Origin of the sequence: Rhodoflexus caldus (assembly GCF_021206925.1) — a bacterium.
GTDB classification, from domain to species: Bacteria; Bacteroidota; Bacteroidia; order Cytophagales; family Thermoflexibacteraceae; genus Rhodoflexus; species Rhodoflexus caldus.
Genome location: NZ_JAJPRF010000009.1, coordinates 24,231 through 50,008 on the forward strand (window position 1 = coordinate 24,231; position 25,778 = coordinate 50,008).

General features: G+C 47.8%; 26 protein-coding genes and 1 tRNA gene. 13 read left to right on the forward strand and 14 right to left on the reverse strand.

The window, feature by feature from the left end; all coding sequences use genetic code 11:
- The first annotated feature begins 4 nt into the window (after positions 1–4).
- The 3 genes from NDK19_RS10890 to frr all read left to right on the forward strand — a co-directional run bounded on the left by NDK19_RS10890 (position 5) and on the right by frr (position 3,055).
- A complete protein-coding gene (locus NDK19_RS10890) occupies positions 5–1,645 on the forward strand; it encodes a hypothetical protein (RefSeq protein WP_250631911.1) in 1,641 nt (546 codons plus the stop codon).
- Between the two features lie 113 nt (positions 1,646–1,758).
- Positions 1,759–2,463 carry a UMP kinase gene (pyrH, locus tag NDK19_RS10895; RefSeq protein ID WP_250631912.1) on the forward strand — a complete coding sequence of 235 codons (705 nt, stop codon included), beginning with the start codon at positions 1,759–1,761 and terminating at the stop codon, positions 2,461–2,463.
- A 31-nt stretch (positions 2,464–2,494) separates the two neighbouring features.
- Positions 2,495–3,055, forward strand: a complete 561-nt coding sequence (gene frr / locus NDK19_RS10900) for a ribosome recycling factor (RefSeq protein WP_250631913.1) — start codon at positions 2,495–2,497, stop codon at positions 3,053–3,055.
- Positions 3,056–3,308: 253 nt separating this feature from the next.
- Here frr and NDK19_RS10905 read toward each other — a convergent pair whose 3' ends face one another.
- Positions 3,309–6,110, reverse strand: a complete 2,802-nt coding sequence (locus NDK19_RS10905; protein WP_250631914.1) for a S9 family peptidase — start codon at positions 6,108–6,110, stop codon at positions 3,309–3,311.
- Between the two features lie 170 nt (positions 6,111–6,280).
- Between NDK19_RS10905 and NDK19_RS10910 the strand changes: the two genes are divergently transcribed.
- From NDK19_RS10910 to NDK19_RS10920, 3 genes are read left to right on the forward strand one after another with little or no spacing between them, the layout of a single operon-like run.
- A complete protein-coding gene (locus NDK19_RS10910; RefSeq protein WP_250631915.1) occupies positions 6,281–7,180 on the forward strand; it encodes an SPOR domain-containing protein in 900 nt (299 codons plus the stop codon).
- 43 nt (positions 7,181–7,223) lie between these two features.
- Complete coding sequence (locus NDK19_RS10915; RefSeq protein WP_250631916.1) at positions 7,224–8,243, forward strand: septal ring lytic transglycosylase RlpA family protein; 1,020 nt, start codon at positions 7,224–7,226, stop codon at positions 8,241–8,243.
- Between the two features lie 9 nt (positions 8,244–8,252).
- Entirely contained in the window at positions 8,253–9,473 is a 1,221-nt protein-coding gene (locus NDK19_RS10920) for a TlpA disulfide reductase family protein (protein WP_250631917.1), read from the forward strand.
- A 49-nt stretch (positions 9,474–9,522) separates the two neighbouring features.
- Here NDK19_RS10920 and ruvA read toward each other — a convergent pair whose 3' ends face one another.
- The 4 genes from ruvA to NDK19_RS10940 are packed head-to-tail and all read right to left on the reverse strand — an operon-like array spanning position 9,523 to position 12,373.
- Entirely contained in the window at positions 9,523–10,131 is a 609-nt protein-coding gene (gene ruvA / locus NDK19_RS10925) for a Holliday junction branch migration protein RuvA (protein ID WP_250631918.1), read from the reverse strand.
- A gap of 8 nt (positions 10,132–10,139) precedes the next feature.
- The gene (locus tag NDK19_RS10930) at positions 10,140–10,526 is read right to left on the reverse strand and encodes a hypothetical protein (protein WP_317207168.1); all 387 of its coding nucleotides are present in this window, start codon (positions 10,524–10,526) and stop codon (positions 10,140–10,142) included.
- A gap of 10 nt (positions 10,527–10,536) precedes the next feature.
- On the reverse strand, positions 10,537–11,745 hold the full coding sequence (locus tag NDK19_RS10935; RefSeq protein ID WP_250631919.1) for a flagellar basal body-associated FliL family protein: 1,209 nt from the start codon (positions 11,743–11,745) through the stop codon (positions 10,537–10,539).
- Positions 11,746–11,770: 25 nt separating this feature from the next.
- A complete protein-coding gene (locus NDK19_RS10940) occupies positions 11,771–12,373 on the reverse strand; it encodes an N-acetylmuramoyl-L-alanine amidase (RefSeq protein WP_250631920.1) in 603 nt (200 codons plus the stop codon).
- 53 nt (positions 12,374–12,426) lie between these two features.
- Here NDK19_RS10940 and NDK19_RS10945 point away from each other — a divergent pair, with 53 nt between their 5' ends.
- The gene (locus tag NDK19_RS10945; protein WP_250631921.1) at positions 12,427–13,107 is read left to right on the forward strand and encodes an ABC transporter ATP-binding protein; all 681 of its coding nucleotides are present in this window, start codon (positions 12,427–12,429) and stop codon (positions 13,105–13,107) included.
- A gap of 118 nt (positions 13,108–13,225) precedes the next feature.
- On the opposite strand, the gene NDK19_RS10950 is transcribed toward NDK19_RS10945, so the two are convergent.
- The 6 genes from NDK19_RS10950 to NDK19_RS10975 all read right to left on the reverse strand — a co-directional run bounded on the left by NDK19_RS10950 (position 13,226) and on the right by NDK19_RS10975 (position 17,825).
- Complete coding sequence (locus NDK19_RS10950) at positions 13,226–13,633, reverse strand: hypothetical protein (protein ID WP_250631922.1); 408 nt, start codon at positions 13,631–13,633, stop codon at positions 13,226–13,228.
- Complete coding sequence (locus tag NDK19_RS10955; protein ID WP_250631923.1) at positions 13,630–14,019, reverse strand: hypothetical protein; 390 nt, start codon at positions 14,017–14,019, stop codon at positions 13,630–13,632. Before NDK19_RS10955 ends, NDK19_RS10950 begins: the two co-directional genes overlap by 4 nt.
- On the reverse strand, positions 14,016–14,936 hold the full coding sequence (locus NDK19_RS10960; protein WP_250631924.1) for a hypothetical protein: 921 nt from the start codon (positions 14,934–14,936) through the stop codon (positions 14,016–14,018). The genes NDK19_RS10955 and NDK19_RS10960 overlap by 4 nt, the downstream gene beginning before the upstream one ends.
- Before the next feature lie 171 nt (positions 14,937–15,107).
- Positions 15,108–16,148, reverse strand: a complete 1,041-nt coding sequence (locus NDK19_RS10965; RefSeq protein ID WP_250631925.1) for a cytochrome-c peroxidase — start codon at positions 16,146–16,148, stop codon at positions 15,108–15,110.
- Between the two features lie 178 nt (positions 16,149–16,326).
- The gene (locus NDK19_RS10970) at positions 16,327–17,169 is read right to left on the reverse strand and encodes an MbnP family protein (protein ID WP_250631926.1); all 843 of its coding nucleotides are present in this window, start codon (positions 17,167–17,169) and stop codon (positions 16,327–16,329) included.
- A gap of 254 nt (positions 17,170–17,423) precedes the next feature.
- Positions 17,424–17,825 (reverse strand): hypothetical protein, encoded by a 402-nt coding sequence (locus NDK19_RS10975; RefSeq protein WP_250631927.1) that lies wholly within the window; start codon positions 17,823–17,825, stop codon positions 17,424–17,426.
- A gap of 136 nt (positions 17,826–17,961) precedes the next feature.
- Here NDK19_RS10975 and rnhA point away from each other — a divergent pair, with 136 nt between their 5' ends.
- Positions 17,962–18,432: a ribonuclease HI gene (gene rnhA / locus NDK19_RS10980; protein WP_250631928.1), complete on the forward strand. Its 471-nt coding sequence runs from the start codon at positions 17,962–17,964 to the stop codon at positions 18,430–18,432.
- Between the two features lie 68 nt (positions 18,433–18,500).
- On the forward strand, positions 18,501–18,911 hold the full coding sequence (gene mscL / locus NDK19_RS10985; RefSeq protein WP_250631929.1) for a large-conductance mechanosensitive channel protein MscL: 411 nt from the start codon (positions 18,501–18,503) through the stop codon (positions 18,909–18,911).
- Between the two features lie 189 nt (positions 18,912–19,100).
- Here mscL and ilvC read toward each other — a convergent pair whose 3' ends face one another.
- Together ilvC and NDK19_RS10995 are read right to left on the reverse strand one after the other, a co-directional pair.
- A complete protein-coding gene (ilvC, locus tag NDK19_RS10990) occupies positions 19,101–20,147 on the reverse strand; it encodes a ketol-acid reductoisomerase (RefSeq protein ID WP_250631930.1) in 1,047 nt (348 codons plus the stop codon).
- Positions 20,148–20,495: 348 nt separating this feature from the next.
- Positions 20,496–20,569: transfer RNA gene (locus tag NDK19_RS10995), tRNA-Pro, on the reverse strand.
- Between the two features lie 142 nt (positions 20,570–20,711).
- On the opposite strand from NDK19_RS10995, the gene rpsL reads away from it, so the two are divergent.
- Genes rpsL through rpsJ form a run of 4 tightly spaced genes read left to right on the forward strand, consistent with a single transcriptional unit; the run spans position 20,712 to position 24,084 of the window.
- A complete protein-coding gene (gene rpsL / locus NDK19_RS11000) occupies positions 20,712–21,128 on the forward strand; it encodes a 30S ribosomal protein S12 (RefSeq protein WP_250631931.1) in 417 nt (138 codons plus the stop codon).
- A 23-nt stretch (positions 21,129–21,151) separates the two neighbouring features.
- Positions 21,152–21,634 carry a 30S ribosomal protein S7 gene (gene rpsG / locus NDK19_RS11005; RefSeq protein WP_250631932.1) on the forward strand — a complete coding sequence of 161 codons (483 nt, stop codon included), beginning with the start codon at positions 21,152–21,154 and terminating at the stop codon, positions 21,632–21,634.
- 6 nt (positions 21,635–21,640) lie between these two features.
- Positions 21,641–23,767 (forward strand): elongation factor G, encoded by a 2,127-nt coding sequence (gene fusA, locus NDK19_RS11010; protein WP_250631933.1) that lies wholly within the window; start codon positions 21,641–21,643, stop codon positions 23,765–23,767.
- Positions 23,768–23,778: 11 nt separating this feature from the next.
- A complete protein-coding gene (gene rpsJ / locus NDK19_RS11015; protein ID WP_250631934.1) occupies positions 23,779–24,084 on the forward strand; it encodes a 30S ribosomal protein S10 in 306 nt (101 codons plus the stop codon).
- Positions 24,085–24,141: 57 nt separating this feature from the next.
- Here rpsJ and NDK19_RS11020 read toward each other — a convergent pair whose 3' ends face one another.
- A complete protein-coding gene (locus tag NDK19_RS11020; protein ID WP_250631935.1) occupies positions 24,142–25,704 on the reverse strand; it encodes a GAF domain-containing protein in 1,563 nt (520 codons plus the stop codon).
- Positions 25,705–25,778 lie beyond the last annotated feature (74 nt).

The window sequence follows — 25,778 nt, forward strand, 5'->3', positions numbered from 1 at the left end:
AAACATGCACCGCTACCTGATTATTGCGCTCGGATGGCTGTTACCGCTGACTGTCTTTTCGCAGGCTATGCCCGAAAAGTTGGACTCAACCCTTGTAACGGCAGAAAAACGGATAGAATTTGATTTGACAGGCCGCCGTATGGCCGAATATCGCGTTATGCCGCTTGGTATAGATGGCTTACTGGTGTTTATTGAAGGCGAGGAAGTACTGCGCAACCTACGCAAGGAGATGACCATCGCCAAGTACGATACCGCGCTCAATTTGCAGTGGGCACAACGCTATGTGTTGGATGCAAGTTCTAACATGAATATTTACGCATGGCAGGGTGAAAAACTGTTTTTTTTGATTCCCAAAGCAGATTTTAAATACGATATTTTGCGACTGAATACGGTCAGCGGGCAACTTTCCATGATTCGCTACGATAAAATCGTAGATATGCAGGTCAGCCAGTTTGCCGTGATGAACGACGTGATTCTGATGGGCGGTCAAGTCAATGGCGACCCGGCAGTGATTCACTATGACTACATGCGCAGCAAACCCAAAATCCTACCTTCGCTGAGCCAGTTGAAAGGGCAGATTTCCCGCATGGATGTCAGCCCCGAAACAAACGCCATCAGTGTGATTGTGTCGAGCAGCGTGCGCCGAAAAGCCAGCTTTTACTACTACATCTACAACGGCGAGGGGCAGTTGCTGCATAAGCGCGTTGTTCCTACCGAAGACGAGTACGGTATCGTCAATTTCCGCCCGTACTTTATCAGTCAGGAAAAACAATTGTTGCTGGGCTTGTATTCGCTGACGGGAAAAGAAAAATCACAAGGGGTTTACGTAGCAACATTTGACAAAAACGAACGACAGGACATCAAGTTTTATGACTTCGGTTTTTTGAAAAATTTTTTCAATTACATGCCGCCACGCCGCCGCGAACGTACCATTATGCGCATGAAAGACAAACGCGAAGACGGCAAAATTCCGAAATTAGACTATCACTTTTTTGCCCGCAACCTCCTCGTTACGCAAGACCGTATTTTGTTTGTGGCCGAGTCCTATATTCCGGTGTTCATGGAAAACAACATATCGCGGTTCAATAGTTTTAACTCGCCGCAATTGTTCAATTCTTACGTAGTAAACACCATGAATCCGGTATTTTACAGCTACAATAATCTGTTCTGGCTTGACCGAAACTTAGTGCGCCCGCGCGAAGGTAATCGCACGCCCTCATCGTATCGCTACAAGCACGCCATTATCTGCGCCTTTGACAAATCGGGTAAACTGCTGTGGGACAACAGCTTTGAGTATAAAGACACGGAAACGCGCCTGCCTGAGGAGTTGGTCAAAATCAACTTTGACAACGACCGCCTCCAAATGATTCATTACAACAAGGATAAATTGTACTACAAACGAACCTACAAAAGTCTGCCCGTAGATACGCTGCTCACTACCCAAGTACCCATTAAGGCAGAAGAGAAAAACCTTATCGGCGACCGCGAGAACGAGCAGGCTGCATGGTGGTACGGTAACCATTTTATTCTGTTTGGCAAGCAGGACATGAAACAAAATTCGCCTGAAACTCCTTTCGGACGCAAACGGGTTTTCTACATCACCCGCGCTGCCGTTACCCCACCCTCACCGGACGAAAAACAGTAGCCGCAACAAACGCCTACTATGCCACAAAGGGCGGTTTGTAAACTGTTCGCAGCGGAAATATGCAAGCAGGTAAAATTCTGTTTATATTTGCCGCGCCTTACACCACTTTTAGCATGAAATACAAGCGTATCCTCCTCAAATTGAGCGGAGAAGCCCTGATGGGCGAACAAAAGTTCGGCATTGATTCCGAACGCCTCGGACAATACACGCAGGAAATAAAAAAAGTAGTAGATGCAGGCATTCAAGTTGCCATTGTTATTGGGGGGGGGAATATTTACAGAGGTATTCAGGCTGAAAAATCGGGAATAGACCGCGTACAGGGCGACCATATGGGTATGCTGGCAACGCTGATTAACAGCATGGCACTGCAAAGCGCATTAGAAAAAATCGGCGTACAGACCCGCCTGATGTCTGCCATTCAAATGCAGCAACTCTGTGAACCGTACATTCGCCGCCGTGCTGTGCGCCACTTAGAAAAAGGTCGCGTAGTGATTTTTGGTGCCGGAACAGGCAACCCCTTCTTTACTACTGACTCGGCAGCCAGCCTCCGTGCCATTGAAATTGAGGCTGATGTGGTACTCAAAGGCACACGCGTAGATGGTGTGTACACAGCCGACCCCGAAAAAAACCCTGATGCACAGCGCTACAACAACATCTCTTTTGACGAAGTGTATGCCAAAGGGCTGAATGTGATGGATATGACCGCCTTCACGCTTTGCAAAGAGAACAACCTGCCCATTATTGTATTTGACATGAATATGCCCGGCAACCTGCTCCGGTTAGTACAGGGCGCAGAAGTCGGAACACTCATTTCTTAGTTTGTCATCATTCTAAATCTATCTCAATATCATGGAAGAGATTAATATGTATCTGGACGACGCTGCCGAATCAATGGAAAAGGCGGTCAAACATACGCAACAGGAGTTCACTAAAATCCGTGCAGGCAAGGCAACTCCTTCCATGCTGGATGGCCTCTATGTGAACTACTATGGCTCTAATTCTCCTATCGGACAGGTGGCAAACATCAACACCACAGATGCGCGCACCATTGTGATTAAGCCATGGGAAAAGTCCATGTTGTTTGAAATTGAAAAAGCCATTAAAAACAGCGACTTGGGCGTAAACCCCACCAACGACGGTGAAGTGGTACGTATCGTGCTCCCGCCGTTGAGCGAAGAACGCCGCCGTGCATTGGTAAAACAAGCTAAAAACGAAGCCGAAAACGGCAAAATCAGCATCCGCAATATCCGCAAGGACACCAACGAAAGTCTCCGCAAGCTGGTAAAAGAGGGAGTACCCGAGGACGATGTGAAAAAAGCGGAAACCAAAGTGCAAAACCTCACCGACAAGTTCATCAAGCAAATTGACGACCTGTTGGAGCTGAAAGAAAAAGATATCATGACTGTTTAAATAAACCTGCCCGTTGCCAACTCCGGCCAACGGGTTTTTTATTTGTAAGCAGGCGAACAAAAGCGGCTCAGAATACAGATTCAGGATTTTGGATTTAAAAGCATCTGCATACAAAAGGCATTTTTCGCAAAACACTTGCGCTTTTATGTAGCGCATTTAAATTGGCCCGAATGGAAAAATCCCGATGGTTTTTTAAAGCCGTCGGGATTTTTTTAACACCTGATTTTCAGGTTTTCATTCGGAGGTTTAATGCCTAATAGCCCAGATTAATGCTCTTTTCCGTCATGGGCACGCCTTTTTCCATCCATGCAGGCATGGGAGCACCTTTTAGGTAGTGGTCAAAGAATTGCGACATGCGGATGGTGAAATCTTTGCGGTTTTTGCGCTGGGTAAGGCCGTGTTTTTCACCGTTGTAGTTAAGCATCCATACGGGCTTTTGCAGGCGCTTCAATGCCATGAAGAACTCAATGCCTTGATACCAAGGTACTGCACCGTCGTCGTCGTTGTGCATCATCAGTACGGGAGTATTCACTTTGGGCGCATAAAACAGCGGAGAGTTCTCGAGGAAGTGGAGCGGTTTTTCCCACAAAGTGCCACCAATACGGCTTTGCGTATGTTCATACTGGTGGATACGGCTCAGGCCGCTTTCCCAACGAATGCCGCCGTAGGCACTGGTCATATTTACCACAGGTGCGCCCGCTTCTGCCGCGCGGAACAGGTTGGTACGCGTAATCATGTAAGCCGTTTGGTAGCCACCCCAACTGTGCCCCTGCAAACCGATGCGCTGCGGGTCTATGAAACCTTTGGCAAGTATCTTCATTACGCCCGGCATGATACAGTTGTATGCACTTTCGCCCGGATAGCCGATTTTATAGACAATATCGGGTACAAAAACCACATAGCCGTTGCTTGTATAGTAGCTGAAATTGATAATGGAACGCCCCGGAGAAGGCGCATGGTGCTGATAGAGGTTTTCCGAATTGCGCTCGTAGTAATAAACAATCATCGGATACTTCTTTGTTGCATCAAAGTTTTCGGGCTTGTAGAGCAGCCCTTCCAATGGAATGCCGTCATCGGAAGTCCATTTTACCAGCTCCACTGTTCCCCACAGATAGGCTGCCTGCTGCGGGTTGGCATTGCTGACGCGGCGCAAATTGGCAAAACTCAAATCGGTTACATACAAATCGGGAAATTCGTTGAAGTTGCCGCGAGTAACCAGCAGTTTATCGGCATTTTTGGCTTTTATTATGTTGCCGAATGTGTGTTCGGAGCTTAGCAGTGCCACAGGCTGCCAACCGGACTCCATGCGGGCAAAGCCGTTTTCTTTTGATATTTCGCTGAAAGTGCGCAGCAAAGCGGGTTTTGTGCTGTCAATGAAGCGTTCTTCGTTGTCTAAGCGCACATAGCGATAGGTCAATCGCTTGGTTCTGCCGTCTTTGGTCAGGTTACGCATCTGGCCGTTTTGCGGATTAATCGCCCAGATATCGTAGCGGTCATTTACCCATATTTCGCGGTCATTTTCTGTCCATCCTGCTACACCATACGGGCGCGGATAATCAGGCGAATCATTTTCTTCATCTACCCAACGCTTGTCATTAGAAACTTTGAAGAGTTTATCGCTGCCGATATGGTAGGCGTAGAGTGCCGTGTCGGTGGCATTGAACCAGTACGCATAGGTAGCCTGCGGCGAAAGGGCAGGGTTGGCTTTCACACCTTTGGCAAGGAGTTTACGGCTGCCGTCGGTAACATTGATGAGGTAAATATCGCTGTCGGCGTTCCAGTTCCAGCTTACCTCGGTAATGTAGGGCTGATTATTTTCGGCTATTGCCCATACGGAGTTGCCCTCGTCGCCTACGTTGATAGTGGGAAAGTTAGCATCGCCAAGTTGTACCAATTTGTTCTCGGGCAAATGGTAAACGGCCATGTAGCTGCGCTTTTTGTCCTGCTCTAAGCGCACTTTTTGCTGCGGCTGAATGTAGCCGTCCTGCCAGTTCCAAATATCTACCTGTACTACCTCCTCGGGCAATAGCGTCGTGTCGGCTTCCAAAGGCTTGGGCGATGTGCCGAAGAAGAAGCGTTTGCCGTTTTTAGAAAAGCGGAGGCCGGCATTTTCGTTGATAATCCAGTCTTTGGGCATAAAATCCGCACCCTGTGCGGCAACTATCCGCGCCGTGTCCTGTCCGTTTTGCCAAACGCAAAGCGCATAGCTGTACTTCGCATTTTTGGCTGTGTCGCGGTTAGCCATAAAGCCGATGCCCGCGCCGTCTTCGCTGATGGAAAGCCCTTTGTATTTGCCTTTGCCCGATGCAATGCGCTGCAATTGCTCTTTGGCCAAGTCGTAGCGATATACGCCGGGCAGCAGTGTGCTGTCGTTGCCTGTGGTGGCAAAGGTCAGCGCCTGACCATACACGGCAAAATTATAGTCCGTAACGAAGGGGAAAACGGTTTCTTTGCCCGTTTTCAGGTTGCGAAGCACCAATTTGGAGCCGTTGTCGGCACTCTCTTTTTTGGGAGCTTTGGTAGGTTTTGCCGCTTTGGCCGTATCGGCTTTGGCGTTGTTGGCAGCAGGTTTGGCAGGCAGTGCAGGCTCTAACTGATAGGCCAACCATCCGCCCGCTTTTTCAGGTATTTTGAACGATTGCATTTCTCCGATGCGAACGGTACGGCGGCTTGCTACATCGTAGATGCCCAGCGTATCGCGCGGCATTTCTTCGCGCTTTTTCTTTTGTCGGCGCAGATTTTTCATCAGCTCAAACGGCGGTTTGATGCGAAAAACCACATGTGTTCCATCAAAACTGATGCGCGAACCCGAAGCCCGCGGCACAGAGTCTTCCTGATTGTTGGTCAGGTTTTTGATGAGCAGTTTCCCGTCGCCCTCTTGCGGATTGATGGCAAAAACCGCAAATTGCCCGTTGTTGGCTATTTGTGTTTCGGCAATTTCTTTCCAACTGTCATAAACGCCGTGGTGGAGCGGTTTTTTGCTAATAGTCTGCTGCCCGGCGGCACTGCGCGGCTGTCTGCCCTGCGCCGATACATTAGACACAAAAGCTAACATCAGCACACTGCTGAGTAGTAACTTTATTTTGTTTTGTGTTAATTTGACCGGAAATTGTTTTTTCATCTTCAAACGGATGGAAGGAGCAAAATAATGTAACCAGTGATTGGGTTGTTGTTTTAATAAGGCTTTCAAAAGTCGGGTGTTAAAATAGTGTAAAATCTGCGCAAATGCGAAAGGTTTTTCGGATAGCAATATTATTTGTTGCATGGACGGTATCGGGCATGGCATTTTTGCCATTGGCCGCCCAGCGCCAATCGGCGACGGTCAGTGCAAAGGTGGTAGCCCTCGGCGCATCCGACAACTGGAATGCAGCCGCACATAACAGCCTGCCGCCCGGTACGGTACTTCATGCAAGCCATGCGGCCAATAACAGGCAGGTAGTGCTAAAAGTGGTCAGAAAATTACCCAAAAACCTGCCCTATGCCATGGAAATTTCGCAAGCAGCAGCCGACTCGCTGGGCATTACCGGAGCGGAAGCCACACTCCGCATAGAATACAGCCCCGCCAAACTTCCCAGAAGCGGACAAGTGGTTGCCGATGCCTACCGCGAAGTGAATGCCAACCGTCCGCAAACCGACAAAAAGGAACGGGTATATTACGACAACGAGGAAATACCTGCTGCGCCTGCCACACAGCCGTCGCAGGAAACATCGGCGCAACCCGTGGCAACAACAACCAAACCCCCAGCCAAGAACAACAGTAAGTCATCCGCTTCGTCGGCTCGGAGCGTAGGGAAAAATATGCCCGATAAAACCAAAGGGAAAACAGGCAAGCAAGAACCTTTTGCACAAGCAGGCACTTACAATACTCGCGGCATAAAAGTTGCCGTAAAAGGTTTTGGACTGCAACTGCACGCATTTAACGAGTCTGCCAAAGCCGTTAAAGAAGCCGTCAATTTGGAGAAGAAAAAATTAGGCAAGGTGTACATACAAGTTGCCGGCTCGGGAAGCAAGGTAAGTTATCGCGTGATTGTAGGAGAATATCCTAACAAAGGTGCAGCCGAAAAAGCAGCCAAAGAGATGAAAACCAAACATCAATTGCAAGCCATCATTAAACCGCATTTATAAGCCCTATTGCCTAAAACTTACCCCAAACCTAACCTGACTTCACGTGCGAAAACAACATTTGTTCCTATTACTCATTCTGTTGCTACCCCTGCAACTGACAGTAGCGCCTTTAGACCAGTCATACAATCGGGTGGGTTACACCCAGCGCGGCGAAGCCTCCTACTATGCCGAGCAGTTCCATGGCCGCAAAACAGCCAATGGTGAAAGGTTTGACATGAACGAACTGACTGCGGCTCATCCGCGCATCAGGTTTCATACCCTATTAAGGGTTACAAACACGCGCAACAACAAATCCGTTATTGTGCGGATTAACGACAGAGGCCCTTATGTCGGCGACCGCATCATAGATTTATCAAAAGCGGCTGCGGCAAAAATTGATATGCTTCGGAGCGGTGTAGCCCCCGTTCTGTTGGAGGTGATTTATGTAGAAACAGGCCCTGTAACCGAGCGCGAGCGCAAAGCCAACGAAGAACGCATCCGCAAACAGGAAGAAAAAGGCATCAGGACACATCCGCCCGCGAAGGAAGAACCTGCCGAGGGTGAGGAAAACAAACGCCGTTCGGTATTGGAACGCATCCGCCGCCTGTTAGGCAAGCGTGAAAAAGCTCCTGAAAATCAGCAGGAAAGCAATACTACGCAACCGGAGCAACCCAAACCCGAAACACAGCCGCAACCGGAGCCCAAACCTGAGCCGAAGCGGGAACAAAAACCGCCCGTTCAGGAAAACAAACCCAAACCGGAAAACAAAGAAACGCCTGCCGGCAAACCGGTTGATGCCGAAACTTTTGCAGGAATTAATACCTACAAATTAGACGGCACAATCACCTATCCGAACGGGCACGGCGTACAAGTAGGGTCTTACAACAAGTTAGAAACGGCTATCCAAATCGGGCGAAATGTAGAACAAACCCGCCTTGCCGATGTTTACATACAAACGGGATGGTCAGGCTCAACCCGCATCTTCCGCGTGATAGCAGGTGAAGGTACGCCCGAACAGGCTCGCGAACTTGTTGCCAAGCTAAAAGCCAAGGGCTTTAACGGATTTATTAAACAACACTATTAATCGGTTTCCATGAAAAAAATACTTGCATTTGCCATCTTTTCGCTTACAACTACACTTGGTTTGCAGGCACAGAATGTCCCAACGGGCATCTGGCGCGCCGTTTTGACTATTCAGAACAAAGAAGTTCCTTTTTTGATGGAGGTAACGGCACGTAAGGATACACTGCCGATGTTTGTTATTCGCAACGGCGAGGAGCGCATAGAAGCCACCGATATCAGCTATCGCAACGATTCGCTGGTTATCAACATGCCCGTTTTTGATTCGGAAATTATTGCCAAAGCCGAAGGCAACCGCCTGACAGGTGTTTTCAGCAAAAATTTGCCCGGCAATGCCATCTATCGCGTACCTTTTCAGGCTCAACACGGCGAAACACACAGATTCAATAAGAATCCTGATAAAGCTACGGTGCAAATGTCGGGCAAATGGGATGTTACCTTCACCAATGCCGACGGGCGCACCTCGCAAGCGGTAGGTGTTTTTACACAGCAGGAAAATCACCTGACAGGTACATTTTTAACCCCCACAGGCGACTATCGCTTTTTGGAAGGTCAGGTGAGCGACAATCGCTTCAGCCTTTCAACCTTCAACGGAGAAAGCATTTTGCTGTTTGAAGGCACTGTCAGCGGCGATGCAATTACAGGTGAAACATGGTCGGGTATTAGCGGCAACCGTCGCTGGCAGGCAAAGCGCAACGACAACGCACAACTGCCCGACCCCGAAAAACTTACTTTTCTGAAAGAAGGTTATGACCGCCTGAGTTTCCGCTTTCCGAATATGGAAAACAAAATGGTCAGCATAGATGACGAGCGCTACAAAGGCAAAGTAGTAGTGGTGCAGTTGCTCGGCTCTTGGTGCCCGAACTGTATGGATGAAACTGCATTTTTAGCGCCTTACTACGATGCCAACAAAGACAAAGGATTAGAAATGATAGGCCTTTCCTATGAGCGTTCGTCCAAATTTGAAGAGGCGCAGCCCCGCATTTTAAAAATGATGAAGCGCCTGAAAGTAAACTACGAAGTGCTTTTTGCCGGCTCAACCGATAAAGAGGAGGCTAACAGAACGCTGCCCATGCTCAACGCAGTAATGGCCTACCCGACCACCATTTTTATTGACAAAAAAGGCAAGGTGCGCAAAATTCATACGGGCTTCAGCGGCCCCGGCACAGGGCATTACTACACCGAGTATGTAGAAGAATTTGACCGATTTGTGAAGAAGTTGCTCAGCGAATAGGCGCTGCCATTCGGATTTTGAACAGCAAAAAAGTCAAGCCTGCGAATTGTCAGCCACCTGTTTTGAGTGCCTGACGGATGAGTTCTTCCAAACTGATATCGCTGCCGAATTTCTTTAATACGGCAGCGATGCTTTTTTCGGCAGCAGGTTTGGCCACCCCCATAATCATCAGGGCAGCAAGGGCTTCCGATTGCAACTGCGGGTTGATAATGGCCGCAAAACTTGCCTTTTCTACCGCTGCCACGCCTTCTTCTTTGCGGATTTTGTCTTTCAGTTCCAGAATGAGCCGCTGTGCGGTTTTAGAACCGATTCCTTTGATATTTTGCAGGGTACGCAAATCTTCGCGGGCGATGGCTTCGCGGATTTCCTGTGCGCTGAGCGAGGAAAGGATATTCAGCGCTGTGCCTGCCCCTACCCCCGACACGCTGATGAGCATCAGAAATAACGACTTTTCGTCTTCGGAGAAAAAGCCGAACAGCGTTTGCGAAAAATCATTGCTGTTGATGTGCAAGTAGGTGTACAGTTTGCACGCAGCCCCTTCCTGCAATTGCGAATAGGTTTGCAGCGAAATGCGCAACTCATAGCCGATACCGTTGTTTTCTATGACGGCAACTGCCGGGGCGCGATGTGCCAATTTACCGGTGATATAGGCGTACATAAAAACTGTTAGTCCTCGGGATAGGGAATAAAAACAAAGTTGGTGAAGTCGTAATCAATCACAAACAGGCAGGCAAACTCCTCGGGGTCTTTGTAAGCGGCTTTAAATTCCTCTTCCAACTCAAAGTCCACCAGCCCGCGTTCAACAAATTCGCTGAGGAATGAGGCATAGTAATTCCATTTGTTTTCCATCTGCCCGCGAGGAATCAGCAATGCACCTACTGCCTGCTCTATTTTGCAAATAGGAAATATGGGATAGTCCGAAATGCCTCGTTTTTTAATCTGATAGGCCGCTTCCCGCAGCGTATCTGCCACTTTTACAAAGTCTTGACTGATAGTTCCTAAGTACTTTCCGCTAAGTTCGGGGTCGTTGGCGTACATGCTTACAGGGTTCAAGGCTGCAAAATTAGGGCTTTTTGGTGAGTTGGAAGTTAGCCCCCTGAATTGTAACGGTGCCGTCGTCGGCTTTGCTGATGGCAGCGTCGCCCATGAGGCGGTGTCCCATGTAAATCGTTCCTTTGGAAAGTTCCATCTCGCCAAAGCCTTGCATGTTTTGTCGGCGCTGTTGCAATTCGCCCCTGAACTGAAACCTAAGACGCTGATTAACAGCCGTTTTAATATCGTATATTTCAATTTGTACCGGTTCTGTTTCGCCGCGATTGGTAACAGTGCCGCTGTAATTGCCTGTTACATCGGTTTCTATCAGGTTGCTGCTGCCCGTAAATGAGGGTAAAGTAATCGTCTCTGTTTTTTTGGCAGGCGCACTGCCTGAGGAATGGTTGTTTTTATACCAGAAAAACGCTGCGATGCCTCCGCCGCCTAAAACCACAAATGCAATCACAAGAGGTATGATTTTCTTGGCTAAACCGCTGCCTGCTGCCGTATCGGTGTCGGAGGATTTCTTTTTGCCTTCAAAAGTTGGTTTTTTGGCTTCTATAAACAATGTTTCGCCCGATGACGGTTTGGGCGGCAATTCGTGGTTTTCTGCCTGCTGCTTCTCTCTTACCAAACGGTTGTGCCGCTCCACGGCTTCCTCCTCGGCTTTTTTACGGGCAATGGCTTCCTCCCGAGCTCGCAACTCTTCCATGCGGCGCTTTTCTTCCTCCTCTTCCGCTGCACGCTTTCGGGCTTCTTCCACTGCTGCGTCGTCTTCTTGTTGAGGTTGCTCTGAGGCAATCCAGTCTATTTTGAAAATATCTTCTTCCTCCTGCGGTTGTTCAGGTGCTTGCTCGTTTTTTTCTTCTTTTTGCTCCAATGCGGCCAATACTGCCAAGGCTTCTTCATAGCGGCGATTGGCGGCCTCATCTTCATCGGTAATGGGGGGCGGAGCAGCCTCAGGCTCAACAACAGGCGATGCAACCACCTCCGGAATCGGAGGAGGAGTCGGTGCTTCTTCCAACGACCGACGGCGACGAGCCTGTTCCAGAATTTCGTCGGGATTCAACTCCTTGCTCACAATATTTATCAGCCGCTGTAAGTCAGCATCGGAAAGCCCCAACCGGCGTGCCTCTTGCTGTAATTCGGGGCGAAACTCATCGTTCAGCGTAAAATTACCGGATTCTATGCTGGTAATCAGGTAGGATTTGATTTTTGTTTTAAGGTCATTGAGCGTCATAGTAGTTTTCCGTTTAGTGAAAATATCAAAGCCCTATTTTTTTCCAGTCAAAAAGGCTGCCGGGGTCTGTTTTGCGGGTGGGAGCATATTCATCGTGCCCGACAATGTGCTGCCTGTCCATTTTAATTTCGGGGTGGCGTTTTTGAATATCTGCTATAAGTTGTTTGAGGCTGGCGTATTGTTCCTCCGTAAAGCCTATATCCGACTTAGCAATGCGTGCGTAAGCCTCCGCATCCATGAAAACGGCCATTTCTTTCTGCGTACCGATACCCATCAGCTCAATGCCAATGGAACTGCCGTTAAAACTGTTTTCCAAATAGGGCGGGAAGGGCAGTTTTCCTTTGCCTGCATGATACGCCACGCGGCTTTCGTCCACTAATTGGTAAACCGTGCCGTCGCGCCCGATGAGGTAGTGCGCAGAAACGCCGTAGTCTTCAAACACTTTGCAAATAGCGTTTAAATCGTAAGGATTTTGAGGTTGTTCAATGCAAACGCTGCAAAAATGAATCATCAGGTGGGTAACGGGCTTGTCTTTGTCGCGCGCGCGCGAGCATTTGTCGGCAAGCGGCCGTTGTACAATTTTTACTTGACCACAGGCAGTAGCTGCATGAAAAAATACAGGCAACAATAAAATTGTTGCTTTTAAGAAGACTTGCTTAACTTTGAACATTCCCTTTTTTTATGTCGCATTACATCTTAGAGGCACAAAAATTAAGCAAAACTTACTATAGTAACCAAAAAGCGCTGACAGTTTTGCACGAAATCAGTTTTGGCATTGCTCCGGGTGATACTTTTGCCATCGTAGGCCCTTCCGGCAGCGGAAAAACCACGCTTTTGGGGCTTTGTGCAGGTTTGGACAGCCCCACAACCGGTTCTGTGATGCTCAACGGCCAGCCGCTGGAAGCCATGAGCGAAGATGCCCGTGCACGCCTGCGCAACCGCGATGTAGGCTTTGTTTTTCAAAATTTTCAACTCTTGCCGACCCTGACCGCACTGGAAAACGTAATGGTGCCTATGGAGCTCAAAGGCATGAAAAACATCCGTCAGCGGGCAATGGAATTACTGGGCAAAGTAGGCCTTGCCGACCGCCACGACCACTACCCTGCCCAACTTTCAGGCGGCGAACAACAAAGGATTTCCATCGCGCGTGCCTTTGCCAACGAGCCCAAAATCCTTTTTGCCGATGAACCGACGGGCAATTTGGACGAGGCTACCAGTGGTAAAATCCAACAGTTGCTCTTTGACCTGAATCGCGAAACAGGTACTACGCTTGTGGTAGTTACTCACGACCTTGAACTGGCGCAACGCACACAACGCATTATTCGCCTGAAAGGCGGTATGGTGGTAAACGAAGTCAATTGAGCCACTATACCAAAGCGCAAGTGATTTGTGAAAAGTATTTTGTGTAAACTTTTGAAAATCAAATAAATAAACCTGACAGACCATAGAAGACTGTCAGGTTTATTTGCTATTGGGCTACTCAATGGTTCTCGTGCTTGCAAAGCCCGACAATCCGATGGAATACATCGTGCAGGTCGGCAAGCGCTTTTTTGATTTGCTCATCGGTGGCTTTGGAACTTTTCACCAATCGGTGAAGCGCTTTGCTGTCTTTGGCAAGTTGTTGCACGGCTTGGCGAATTTCGGGCGTATCAAATTTTTGGGGAACAGCCGAGTGCGCCAATATTTTTGCCTTATCTGCCATTTCCTTAGAACGCGCTTTGATGGGCTTTAAATCCCCTACCTCCGAAGGATGAAATGTTTGCGACATGACCTGATGGAAAGAGTTCAGTTCTGCCCATTGGTCAAAAATGGACTGTGCTTGTGCTGTTATTGCCATGCAAAAGAACAGCAGGAAAAAAGGCACGCTTTTTCTATGGATTTGCTTCATAACAAAAATGGTTTGTTGGTGATTTTTTTGATGGGAAGGGAAAATTTATGCGTTTGAGGATAGACTTGTATGCGAAGTCCTTTGTGCTCTGCCAGCCACCAACCGATACCCAATCCGGCAAATTGGATGATGCTACTGACAAAAAATACAAAAAAGTACAGTAAAAACTCTTCCGAAACGGGTTTAGCTTGACTGAGCGATGCAAATAATCCTAAAACACAGGCAAATTCTACAATAAACAAACCACATATGACAAATACGGCCACAAAAGGCAAAGCCTGAAATATCGCGCGTATGTAGAGCCATATTCTCTCTGCCCGCGATACATAGCAAATCAGTTCGCCGTGTTTGTCTACAAATGTGCCGGATTTTTCTACGTTTTTCATATCATGATGGTCAAGTGGGCAACTGCTCTTCCGTAGGTTTTAATTGTTCCGTTGGCGAAATCCTGCCGCAGGGGCTGCTGAAAGTTCCCGCCGATGGAAACGCGCCCGATGTAGAGCTCCAAGCCGCCAACGGCAAAAGCCGCGCGGCCGCCCGTGTTGGAAATTACCACGCCGTTGTTGTTGTCTTGCAGGTTGTATTCGCCAAAAGCACCGACATAGGGCATCACCGAAACGCCGCGCACGTTGCGTGCATGAAACAGCGCCGCCTGCCCGCTGATGCGGTTGCCGAAGCGATAGCCGTCAGCGTTGGTCGTGTTTATTTTCAGGTTTAAATCCGTACTTAATCCCCACTTGCCTGCACGGACAACGTACACAAGATTTGCCAGAAAATCGGTGCTGCCGCTGCCTAATTGGAAGTTTGGGTTGGCAACTTGCTGATTATCAGATACGTCAAAACGAAACCGTGCTGTTGGCAATTTTACCCCGCCGCCAATGAGCAGGTTATGGCGAAAATGTCGCGGCAAGGTATCGTGTGTATTGTCTAACAGGCGATAATTGGCCAACAGTGTCCCCTCACCCAAGCCGGACAGCGTTTTGCTGAATGTTTGGTTGTAATCGGTTTGTCGGTTTACGTGGTAGGGCAAAAATGCCATTACCTGAATGCGCTGCGTAGGATAAAACCGCGCCCAGAGTTCGACAGTTTGGAAAAGTTCATGTGTGGTCAGGTGGCTTTTTGTGCCGCCTATGCCCAAATGTGAATCGTAGGCGATTTGCCGATAGCGCACCCCGATAAAATGGCGGTTGAATTGCGGCGTAATGCCCATATAAAAATTGCCTACTCCGCAGCCGCATATTTCACAGGCAAAGGCGTTCAGGCCGATAATCAGCAGCGCAAAAAGGGTTAAAGTCTTTTTCATAGCTTAGGTTTTTGAACAAAAAATGGTTATATCCAAAAGCACAAGAGGTTTGCGAAAAACTATTGTGCAAATAATTGAAAATCAAGTTTTTAAACCTGACAGGTCTTGAAGAATGTCAGGTTTTGTGTATGATATGTGTATGGCAAGAACGGGGCACGCGCCCTGTCCGTTTTACAATTCGCTGAATCGCTTATCGGTCAAAAAATCTTCATCGGTGAGGGTTTTCAGGAATGCGATAATCAGGCGTTTTTCTTCGGCAGTCATCGGGATACCGCGCCTGCCGTCGGGTCGTTTGAACAGCGGGTCAAGTGTCGGGATGTCCTCCATGCCCTCCGAGTAGTGGTCAAGCACCATTTCCAAATTGCGAAATCGCCCGTCGTGCATGTAGGGGCGCGTAACCTCTACGTTGCGCAGGCTTGGCACGCGAAATTTGTATTTGTCTTGTTCGTTAAGCGTGATTTCGTAGCGCCCCAAGTCTTGGTTGAACTCCAAACTCAACCCGTTGTTGCGGTAGGTTTGGTCGGTAAACAGCCCGCCTGAATGGCAGTTTTCGCAGCCTTTTTCTTTGAACAGTTGCAGCCCGCGCAGTTCGTCGCGGGTGAGTTGCTCTTCTCCGTGCAGATACTTGTCGTAGCGTGAGTTGGCAGAAACCATCGCAACCATAAATTGCGAAAGGGCTTTCAGCAAGCGTTCTCCGGTAATTTCGGGGGTTCCGAAGGCGCGCTGGAACATGCGCGGATAGTCGGGATGCTTGCGCAGTTTTTCCAAAATATTGGGCATGGATTCGTCCATTTCCACGGGGTTTTCAATCGGTGCAAGCGGCTGTAAATCAAGGTCATGGATACCACCGTCCCACATCAAATCGTGGTAAAATGCCAAGTTCTGAATAGGCAGCGCATTGCGTTTGCCCAAACGGTCATCTACGCCATGGCTCAAATCGTGCCCGTGGTGCGTAAAGCCCGCACTCTGCTGGTGGCAAAATCCGCAACTGACCATGCCGTCCCGCGCAAGCGCGCCTTCGTAGAACAAAGCCCTGCCCAGTTCAAAACCTGCTTGTGTAACAGGGTTTTTACTCAGGTCATAAACCATTGGCGGAAAATGCGGTGGTGCTTTCACCTCTACGGTCGGGTTTACGTCGCGCTGCCCGCACGAAATCGCAATTGCCGTCAGAAACATCAGAAACGAAACGGAAAAAAAGGCTGTTTTTTTCATAGCTGCCGTAATGGTTTGCTTTTGGTAGAAAGGTGGCTTATCGGCTGTAAACAGTTGAGAGATTTAAGTCATGCTTTATACAAATCCCCTGACGGGGTCTTTGACCGCCGTCAGGGATGCTCTATCGACCTGTTAGAGGTCGTTAGACCCTAACGCGGCTTCAATGAAATGGTGTTACTTACCTCGCCACAACCGTATGCATGTGGTGATACTCAAACATATTTGCATAGTTATTGGCCACATTTACCGAAAAAGGCGAAAACATCACCGTCGGGTTTTGGGCAAGGCTGATGTTGGTGCTTCCGTTGAAGACTTTCAACACATCGGCAATGATGTGCATTTGCGGAGTGCTTTTACTGCGAACTTTTGCCACATCGCGCCCAAAAGAGAGGTCAATTTTCTTGATATTATTAATGGTGCGCACAGGCGGGTTGCCGAAACCTCCGCCAAATCCACCGATGTGGTAGCGGAATCGGCGATTACCCGATGGGTCAGGGGCTATCTGCGGCGAAGTTCCCTCGAGCTTCACGAAAATATAGCCTGAGTTCCATGTCCAGTACATGCCTTCCGCGCCACTCATGTCCGACGGATTCAATACCCCCTGACGGCGGCTGATATCCATTGTATTGCGCAGGCTGTCCACACCCAAAATGAATGAAGCACCCGTATAGTCGCCTTGCGGCACACTCAGGCGAATGATGTGCGTTTCGGGTTTATGCTCCTGCACCAAAAAATAGCCGGAGTCTTGCGGAACAACATATTCGCTGCCGTCAGATTTTTTCAAGCGAATATTGCTGATATAATACTGCAGCAGGCTCACACTAAACTCCTCACCTGCGGCATTGCGGTATGTGCCGCGGTTCAGTTCCAAATCTCTCGTGCCAACCACGTTGTCAAATTCCAGCAATAAAGTGCCGCGGGCTGTAACATCAAATTCGGGAGCAATTTCATTTTTGCAGGCACTCAGAGCTGTGAAACCTGCCAGTAAAACCGTAATTATGAAGCGATAATGGAGTTTCATTGGGGCTAAAAGTTAAAATTTTGACAATATTTTAAACGTCTGATATTTTAACAAAATATCAGATAAATTAACTACACGCTGTATTGGACTCATCAGGTGATGGCATTACGGCAAGCCTGCAACACACCACTCGAACTGCCAAACACAGTGCGATAAGAAGACCTAAAAAATCGGATGAAACAATACAGGCAAACGGATGAGCAGACACTGACAGCGTCAGTCATCGTATGCGCAAATGAGGCACAAACAGATTGTTAAATACGGGGCGGGTGGTCAATGCCGGTGCTGCAAGTGCGCACGTTGCCGAGTTGATAAGGCAGGAAAAAAATCGGCTCAACTTGTCGCAAAACAGTATTTAATTGAAAATAAAGGGTAAACGATGTAATGAAGAATATAACCTCAAAGTGGTTTTTCAGAGGGGGGATTTCTGCATCTTGCTGCTCGGCAGCCGCCATTTGCTTCATCAGGTGGCATGTACCGGCGCATTTCATTTCCGGACGGTCTTTGTTTTCGCAAAGATACTTAGCGATATACTCGCGGTTCACTTGAAAGGAGACCCATACCCATACGCGGTTCAGGCTCTGATTGAGCACTACCAATGCGCAAAATATGGCAAGTGTCCGCAACACAAACGAATCCTTATAGTTCAGGTGCAAAGGTAAGCATAAATGCTATTCAGTTGCAAGTTTCTGACAAAAAAATTAGTAATCTTATGGTTTAAAAAATAGTCATAAAATAACAATAAAATTATCAACTCTTTTTTGACCTTTTCTGATTAGTATTGCGCCTCTTATGGCTACCATCATTATTTATACCGACGGCTCTTCGCGCGGCAATCCCGGCCCGGGCGGCTACGGAACAATTCTGATTTCTCCTGCTCACAAAGTGCGCAAAGAACTCAGCGGCGGCTTCAGGCTGACTACCAATAACCGTATGGAATTACTGGCTGTCATTACGGGTTTGGAAGCCTTAAAGAGCGGCGACAATGAGGTGGTCATCTACTCCGATTCGCAATATGTGGTCAATGCCGTAGAAAAAGGTTGGGTGTTCAACTGGGAAAAACAAGGCTTTAAAGGCAAGAAAAATCCCGACCTTTGGCAGCGTTTTCTGGCTGCCTATCGCCGACAGCGCAAAGTATGGTTTCAGTGGGTAAAAGGTCATGCGGGGCATCCGGAAAACGAGCGATGCGACCAACTGGCCACTATGGCAGCTGACCAGCCGATACTTCCGCCCGACGAATACTTTGAACAGCACCCCAACTGATTTTACCGCCATTTTTTGCTTGGCAAACGTTTTCCTGCCATCTTTGGAAAAACCTAAACTAAATGCTTATGGGATTTCTAAAAGAATTTAAGGATTTTGCCATGCGTGGCAATCTGGTAGATTTGGCAGTAGGCTTTGTAATGGGTGCTGCCTTCGGCAAAGTAACCAATGCCTTTATCAACGGCGTAGTGATGCCTTTCGTCGGCCTGATTCAGGGCAAAGACCTCAGCGATTGGAAACTTGTGCTGAAACCTGCCGAAACGGGTGCCGACGGCAAAGAGATAGCCGAAGTGGCCGTCCAATACGGTACATTCATCTCCGTAACTATTGAATTTATTATTGTCGCATTCGTGATGTTCTTGGTAGTGAAAGCAATGAACGCAGCCAAGAAGAAAGAAGCCGAAGCGCCTGCACCGCCTCCTGCACCATCCAACGAAGAAAAACTGCTGGCAGAAATCAGAGATTTGCTCAAAAAATAAAACTGCTGCGGGCAGTAAGTGGTCAAACAAATTTCACCATATGAGATAAGCACACGGACTGTTGCGGATAACACGATTTTTCGCTTTTTTAATCCAAAGTCTCAAGTCTGAATGCCGCAGTAGCGATTTAACTAAATAAACCCGACCGGTCTCCGAAACCTGTCGGGTTTGTGTATAGCGGCTTTCCAATCAACCGTTTTTCGGGCGAAGCGCACGCACTTGGCGGCCTGCCTGCCACATTTCGGAATTATGAATGGCTGCAAGTTCTTCTTCCAGTTTTTCGCGATAGTCGGGGCGCGAGTTGGCCTTGATGGTAATTTCGGCCTCTTTGCCGCTGGCTACACTTTCGTACAGGTCGCGGAAGACCGGGGCAGTTGCCTCGCGGAAGCGATGTCTCCAATCTAATGCACCACGCTGAGCAGTGGTAGAACAGTTGGCATACATCCAGTCCATGCCATTTTCGCCCACCAAACGGATGAGGCTTTGCGTCAGTTCTTCTACGGTTTCATTAAATGCCTCGCTTGGGCTGTGTCCTTTTTCGCGGAGGAGATTGTATTGTGCCTCCATGATGCCTGCAATGGCACCCATCAAAACGCCGCGCTCGCCGGTCAGGTCGCTGAATACCTCTTTTTCAAAAGTGGTTTCAAACAAATAGCCCGAACCAACGCCTATGCCGAGCGCTACTACGCGGTCTTTGGCGCGCCCTGTGGCATCCTGATAGATGGCATAGCTGGAATTCAGCCCTTCACCTGCCAAAAACAGGCGGCGCAGACTTGTTCCTGAGCCTTTGGGAGCAACCAAAATGACATCTATATCCTTGGGCGGAATAATGTTCGTTTGCGAACTGTACGTAATACCAAACCCGTGTGAAAAATACAGCGCTTTTCCTGCGGTGAGATATTGGCTGACAGTAGGCCAAAGGGCGATTTGTCCCGCATCGGAAAGCAGGTATTGGATAATGCTTGCACGTTGGCAGGCTTCTTCAATAGTGAAGAGGGTTTTACCTTCTACCCAACCGTCGGCAAGCGCTTTTTCCCATGTTTTAGTGCCTTTGCGCTGCCCTACAATCACGTTAAAACCATTGTCGCGCAGGTTCAGCGCTTGGCCGGGGCCTTGCACCCCATACCCGATAACTGCAATGGTTTCATCTTTCAGCACATTGCGGGCATGTTCCAAAGGAAATTCTTCGCGTGTTACTACGTCTTCAATTACTCCACCAAAATTAATTTTTGCCATGATAAACAGGTAAACAAAACAATGTTAGATAAAAAAGGTAGTAGAGCAAGTGCTATTTAAGTGTGTGTATGTTGCCTCCGGAAGAGGAAATTGGGGCTCCCAAGTTCGTAAAAGTTTTTAATAATACCAACTTTCAAAAAATGAAGCGCTCATTTTGCCGCGAAAGCACGCACCTTGCCCCGACTTCTTAATAGAAAAAACGCAAGCGATTCAGAAAGATTTTTTATGTAAAACTCTCAAAATCAAATATTTAAAAACAAAAAAACGCTAAGCTTGTCAAGATTGCGTACAACGGGGGAAAAATAAAAAAGCAGCCTGAAAAAGTTCAGACTGCTTACTGCAATTATGTCGGGGTGACAGGATTTGAACCTGCGACCACCAGCACCCCATGCTGATACGCTACCGGACTGCGCTACACCCCGTTGATTTGCGGGCACAAATTTATAACAGACAAAATCAAAACGCAAAAAAAATTTTTTTTGAAATCATCCTTGTAAAAAGTTCGCTTATCACCTAATTTTGCGTTCCAATTATGAACAGACAATTCATATATTCTTTGAAATAATGCCAACCATACAACAGTTAGTGCGTAAAGGCAGGGAAAAATTGACTTACAAATCTAAGTCGCCTGCGCTTGATTCATGCCCGCAAAAGAGAGGGGTATGTACCAAAGTGTACACCACTACCCCCAAGAAGCCCAACTCGGCGCTGAGAAAAGTTGCCAAAGTTCGCCTGAGCAACTCTATTGAAGTAATCGCTTACATTCCGGGCGAAGGACACAACCTGCAAGAGCACTCTATCGTGCTGATTCGCGGCGGTCGTGTGAAAGACCTTCCCGGTGTACGTTACCACATCGTTCGCGGTGCACTCGATACCGCCGGTGTAAACGGCCGCAAACAACGTCGTTCTAAATACGGTGCGAAACGTCCTAAACCGGGACAAGCAGCAGCTCCGGCAGGAAAAGGCGGAAAGAAAAAGTAATCAATCGAACGTTTAGTTAAGACATGAGAAAAGCAAAACCTAAAAAGCGTTATCTGCTGCCTGACCCTAAGTTCGGCGATGTAATGGTTACGCGCTTTGTAAACAACCTGATGGAAAGAGGCAAGAAATCTTTAGCCTACCAAATTTTTTATGGCGCTCTGGAGCAGGTTGAACAACGCCTCGGAAAAGGCGGCGAGCCGGTAAACGGACTGGAAGTATGGCGCAAAGCATTGAACAACGTAATGCCTTCCGTAGAAGTACGCAGCCGCCGTGTAGGTGGTGCTACTTTCCAAGTACCAACCGAAGTACGTCCTGACCGTCGTATTTCATTGGGTATCAAGTGGATGATTCGCTACGCACGCTCTCGCAACGAGAAAACCATGACCGACCGTCTGGCCGGTGAAATCATTTCCGCTTCCAAAGGTGAAGGTGCAGCCGTTAAGAAAAAAGACGACACCCACCGTATGGCAGAAGCTAATAAGGCATTTTCACACTTTAGATTTTAATAAAACGTGGCAAAGGATCTTAAATACCTTCGCAATATCGGTATCATGGCGCATATTGATGCCGGTAAGACGACAACTACCGAGCGTATCCTCTACTATACCGGTTTGACTCACAAACTCGGTGAGGTACACGAAGGCGCAGCTACTACCGACTGGATGGAACAGGAGCAAGAGCGTGGTATCACCATTACCTCTGCGGCTGTTACAACCAACTGGAACTACCCTACCGTACAAGGTGAAACTACTCCCGACACCCGTTCGTACCAAATCAACATTATCGATACGCCGGGTCACGTGGACTTTACTGTAGAAGTAGAGCGTTCTTTGCGCGTTTTGGACGGTGCAGTTGCGCTATTTTGTGCCGTATCGGGCGTTGAACCGCAATCTGAAACCGTATGGCGTCAGGCTGACAAGTACAAAGTACCTCGTATCTGTTTTGTAAATAAAATGGATCGCGCAGGTGCTGACTTCTTCAAGGCTGTTCGCGAAATCAAAGAAAAACTCGGCGCTAAGCCTGTTCCTCTGCAAGTACCTATCGGCGCTGAAGATTCTTTCAAAGGCGTGGTAGATTTGATTACTAACGAAGCCATCATCTGGAACGAGGAAGACAAAGGAAAAACCTACAAAGTAATTCCTATTCCTGATGACATTAAAGACGAAGTGGCTGAGTGGCGTCAAAATCTGATTGAATCAGTGGCTGAGTATGACGACAAATTGCTGGAGAAATTCTTCGAAGACCCTGATTCTATCACAAAAGAAGAGCTGATGACAGCTATTCGCGCGGCCGTTATCGATATGTCTTTCTCACCTGTTTTGTGCGGCTCTGCCTTCAAAAACAAAGGTGTGCAAGCAATGCTGGATGCCGTTGTTGCTTATTTGCCTTCACCGCTGGATTTGCCTCCGGTAAAAGGTATCAACCCTGATACAGAGCAAGAAGAAGAGCGCAAAGCAGATATCAACGAGCCGTTCACTGCTTTGGCATTTAAAATTATGACCGATCCTTTCGTGGGTCGTCTGTGCTTCATGCGCGTGTATTCAGGTAAATTAGATAAAGGCTCTTATGTTTACAATGCACGTACCGGCAACAAAGAGCGTATCTCTCGCTTGGTACAGATGCACGCCAACAAGCAAAATCCAATAGAGTTGGTAGAAGCAGGCGATATCTGTGCAGGTGTTGGTTTTAAAGATATCAAAACAGGTGATACGCTGACCGACGAAAACCACAAGCTCGTTCTGGAATCTATGACATTCCCTGAGCCTGTAATCGGTTATGCTATCGAGCCTAAGAAAGCCGCCGACCAAGACAAATTGTCTTTGGCTATTTCCAAACTGTTGGAAGAAGACCCTACGCTGCAAGCCTTCACCGACCAAGAAACAGGACAAACCATCCTGCGTGGTATGGGCGAGTTGCACTTGGAAATCATCATTGACCGCATGAAGCGCGAGTTCAAAGTTGAAATCAACCAAGGTGCACCTCAGGTAGCTTACAAAGAGCACTTCACTGCCAGCACCGAGCACCGCGAAGTGTACAAGAAGCAGTCCGGTGGTCGCGGTAAGTTTGCCGATATCGTATTTGAAATCGGGCCACGTACAGACGGTCAGCAAGGACTTCTGTTTGAAAACGCCATCGTGGGTGGTGTAATTCCTAAAGAATTCATCCCTGCCGTTCAGAAAGGTTTTGAATCTGCCATGAAGAACGGCGTACTGGCAGGCTTCCCGATTGACTCAATGAGGGTGCGTCTGTTCCACGGTTCTTACCATGATGTGGACTCTGACTCTCTGTCATTTGAAATGGCCGCTATTTTGGGCTTCAAAGAGGCAGGTAAGAAGTGTAAGCCACGCTTGTTAGAGCCTATCATGAGCGTAGAAGTAGTTACACCTGATGAGTTTACAGGCCCTGTAACCGGCGACTTGAACCGTCGTCGCGGTATGATGAAGGGTATGGATACCAAAGGTGGCGCTCAGGTTATCAAAGCTGATGTTCCTCTGGCTGAGTTGTTCGGCTATGTAACCGACCTGCGTACTATTTCTTCAGGCCGTGCTTCTGCTACCTTGACGTTCTCTCATTATGCAGAAGTGCCTCAAAACTTGGCCGAGGGTATCATTGCTGAATTGAAAGGTGCAACCGTTTAATCAACAGAGTCATGAATCAAAAGATAAGAATAAAACTGAAGTCTTACGACCACAATCTGGTGGATAAGTCATCGGAGAAAATCGTGAAAGCCGTTAAGGCTACCGGCGCTGTGGTTAGCGGTCCTATTCCTTTACCTACCGAAAAGGAAAAATTCACTGTACTGCGTTCACCACACGTAAACAAAAAATCACGCGAGCAGTTCCAACTGTGCACTTATAAGCGATTGGTGGATATTTATTCTACCAGCTCAAAAACAGTAGATGCGCTGATGAAATTGGAGTTGCCAAGCGGTGTGGATGTAGAAATCAAAGTTTGATTTTGAGAATCCCGAAAAACTGAACGGGTTGCTGTTGAAAAACGGCAATCCGTTTTTTTATTCTATTTCAATATCCTTAGAGGCAGATTCTTTGTTTTCCAACATGCGCAGAATGTCTTCGCGCGTGAGGTTGCTGCCGTCGTATAAAATGTCGCTGATTTTGGTGGTAATGGCATCCAACTCATTGGCTTCCGCAATCAGTATGCGGATGAGTTCCCAGTCGTTGGTGGCGTTGGGGTCGTGTGTCATCAGGTATAACAGACCTCTGATACGCGCCAAAGGTGCACGCAAAACATGCGAGTTGATAAAAGCGTATTCGCGCAGTTGTTGGTTTTGAATCTCTAATTGATGTGTGCGTTCTTCTACGCGTTGTTCCAGTGTTTCGTTGATGGTTTGGAGTTCCTCGTTAAGGGCGTTTAGCTCCTCATTCATGGTTTCTACTTCATTGGATTTGGCAACAAGCTCCAAATTCTGATGGCGGATTTCCTGCAATAAATGCTTGATACGCTTGTTTTTATAGTGCAGTGCAATTAAATCGGCCAAGGATTGCAGAAACAAAATATCCTGTGTTTGCCACTCTTTGCGGCTTTTTTGTTGCTCACAGCAGATAACGCCTATCGGCTTTCCTTCCGCCAATATGGGGCAGTCCAGCATGGAATAAATATCCAAAGGCTTGAGGTAAGTTTCGGTAAAACAAGCAGTGGCTTCGTTTGTTTGCGCATCGGCAGCGGCTATGTAGGGCATTGTCAGCAATGCCGCAAAATAGGGTTCAGAATCTTCCCGCAGCAAAATGGCTGATTCGTAGGTTTTTTCCTCGCCTCGCCGCAGCAGGTATTGACATACTAACTTCTGATAATTGTCTTCTAAATGCCAAACGCTGACCCGACTTACCCCGAGCGCGTGCCCGGCAATTTCGCAAACATGTGCATAAAACACATCGGTATCCCACTCAAACAGCGAGGGGTTGCGAGTGAGGGATATTAGCTGCGACTGATAATATTCCAATTGTTTTTTGCTGTCTGCAATTTCATTTTTCAGGGTTTCCAACTCCTGATTTTTTCGCTCGGCAGCGGTGTAGGCATCGCCAAGCAGTTTATACAGCAAAAACCAGCCGCTCAGAAAAACCAGAAAAAAGATGACACCCGATATGACATAAGAATAAGTGCTGACCTGTAAATCATACGACTTGCCATGGGCTTGGTATAAATACCAGCCGTTAAAAAAATGTGTGAACAGCACAATGAGAATCCACCAGCGGGCAGATTTCAGCCCCTGTGTTACTAATGCAACCAGCGGAACAAAAGGGAGCCAATAAACAATGGTGGTAAAAATTTTAGGATTGGTTATCATGTGGGCTTCTGTAATACCGTAAATCAGTATGACCAGCCCGTTGCTGACAATCAGATGGTTGCCCTTATAGTAAGCGAACAGGGCAATTAGTGCTGCCGCTGCCATGCCTACCCAAAGGATAGGGGCATGAAGAGACTGTAAGTCAATTACCAATTCTACGGCAAGCATTACCCAAAGCATCAAATTCACCACGGCAACGGCAAATAATAATGTTTGGCGCGACTGCATCCGATGGTCTGTAAGGGTTATTAACCGAAAAATACGCTGCATAGATGCGTGCTTTTACCCTAATGATACAGAAAAGATGATGGAATGTCAAAAAGTAGTGATAAGTATTTTTAAGG

Excerpts from the sequence above, each read along its gene's own strand:
- NDK19_RS10905 (WP_250631914.1), bottom strand. The coding sequence starts at position 6,110 with ATGTTAGCTTTTGTGTCTAATGTATCGGCGCAGGGCAGACAGCCGCGC.
- NDK19_RS10890 (WP_250631911.1), top strand. The coding sequence starts at position 5 with ATGCACCGCTACCTGATTATTGCGCTCGGATGGCTGTTACCGCTGACT.
- NDK19_RS10965 (WP_250631925.1), bottom strand. The coding sequence starts at position 16,148 with ATGAAAAAAACAGCCTTTTTTTCCGTTTCGTTTCTGATGTTTCTGACG.
- NDK19_RS11020 (WP_250631935.1), bottom strand. The coding sequence starts at position 25,704 with ATGCAGCGTATTTTTCGGTTAATAACCCTTACAGACCATCGGATGCAG.
- NDK19_RS10970 (WP_250631926.1), bottom strand. The coding sequence starts at position 17,169 with ATGAAACTCCATTATCGCTTCATAATTACGGTTTTACTGGCAGGTTTC.
- NDK19_RS10960 (WP_250631924.1), bottom strand. The coding sequence starts at position 14,936 with ATGAAAAAGACTTTAACCCTTTTTGCGCTGCTGATTATCGGCCTGAAC.
- rnhA (WP_250631928.1), top strand. The coding sequence starts at position 17,962 with ATGGCTACCATCATTATTTATACCGACGGCTCTTCGCGCGGCAATCCC.
- rpsJ (WP_250631934.1), top strand. The coding sequence starts at position 23,779 with ATGAATCAAAAGATAAGAATAAAACTGAAGTCTTACGACCACAATCTG.
- NDK19_RS10955 (WP_250631923.1), bottom strand. The coding sequence starts at position 14,019 with ATGAAAAACGTAGAAAAATCCGGCACATTTGTAGACAAACACGGCGAA.
- ilvC (WP_250631930.1), bottom strand. The coding sequence starts at position 20,147 with ATGGCAAAAATTAATTTTGGTGGAGTAATTGAAGACGTAGTAACACGC.
- NDK19_RS10935 (WP_250631919.1), bottom strand. The coding sequence starts at position 11,745 with ATGACGCTCAATGACCTTAAAACAAAAATCAAATCCTACCTGATTACC.
- frr (WP_250631913.1), top strand. The coding sequence starts at position 2,495 with ATGGAAGAGATTAATATGTATCTGGACGACGCTGCCGAATCAATGGAA.
- rpsG (WP_250631932.1), top strand. The coding sequence starts at position 21,152 with ATGAGAAAAGCAAAACCTAAAAAGCGTTATCTGCTGCCTGACCCTAAG.
- NDK19_RS10910 (WP_250631915.1), top strand. The coding sequence starts at position 6,281 with ATGCGAAAGGTTTTTCGGATAGCAATATTATTTGTTGCATGGACGGTA.
- pyrH (WP_250631912.1), top strand. The coding sequence starts at position 1,759 with ATGAAATACAAGCGTATCCTCCTCAAATTGAGCGGAGAAGCCCTGATG.
- NDK19_RS10945 (WP_250631921.1), top strand. The coding sequence starts at position 12,427 with ATGTCGCATTACATCTTAGAGGCACAAAAATTAAGCAAAACTTACTAT.
- mscL (WP_250631929.1), top strand. The coding sequence starts at position 18,501 with ATGGGATTTCTAAAAGAATTTAAGGATTTTGCCATGCGTGGCAATCTG.
- ruvA (WP_250631918.1), bottom strand. The coding sequence starts at position 10,131 with ATGTACGCCTATATCACCGGTAAATTGGCACATCGCGCCCCGGCAGTT.
- NDK19_RS10920 (WP_250631917.1), top strand. The coding sequence starts at position 8,253 with ATGAAAAAAATACTTGCATTTGCCATCTTTTCGCTTACAACTACACTT.
- rpsL (WP_250631931.1), top strand. The coding sequence starts at position 20,712 with ATGCCAACCATACAACAGTTAGTGCGTAAAGGCAGGGAAAAATTGACT.
- NDK19_RS10950 (WP_250631922.1), bottom strand. The coding sequence starts at position 13,633 with ATGAAGCAAATCCATAGAAAAAGCGTGCCTTTTTTCCTGCTGTTCTTT.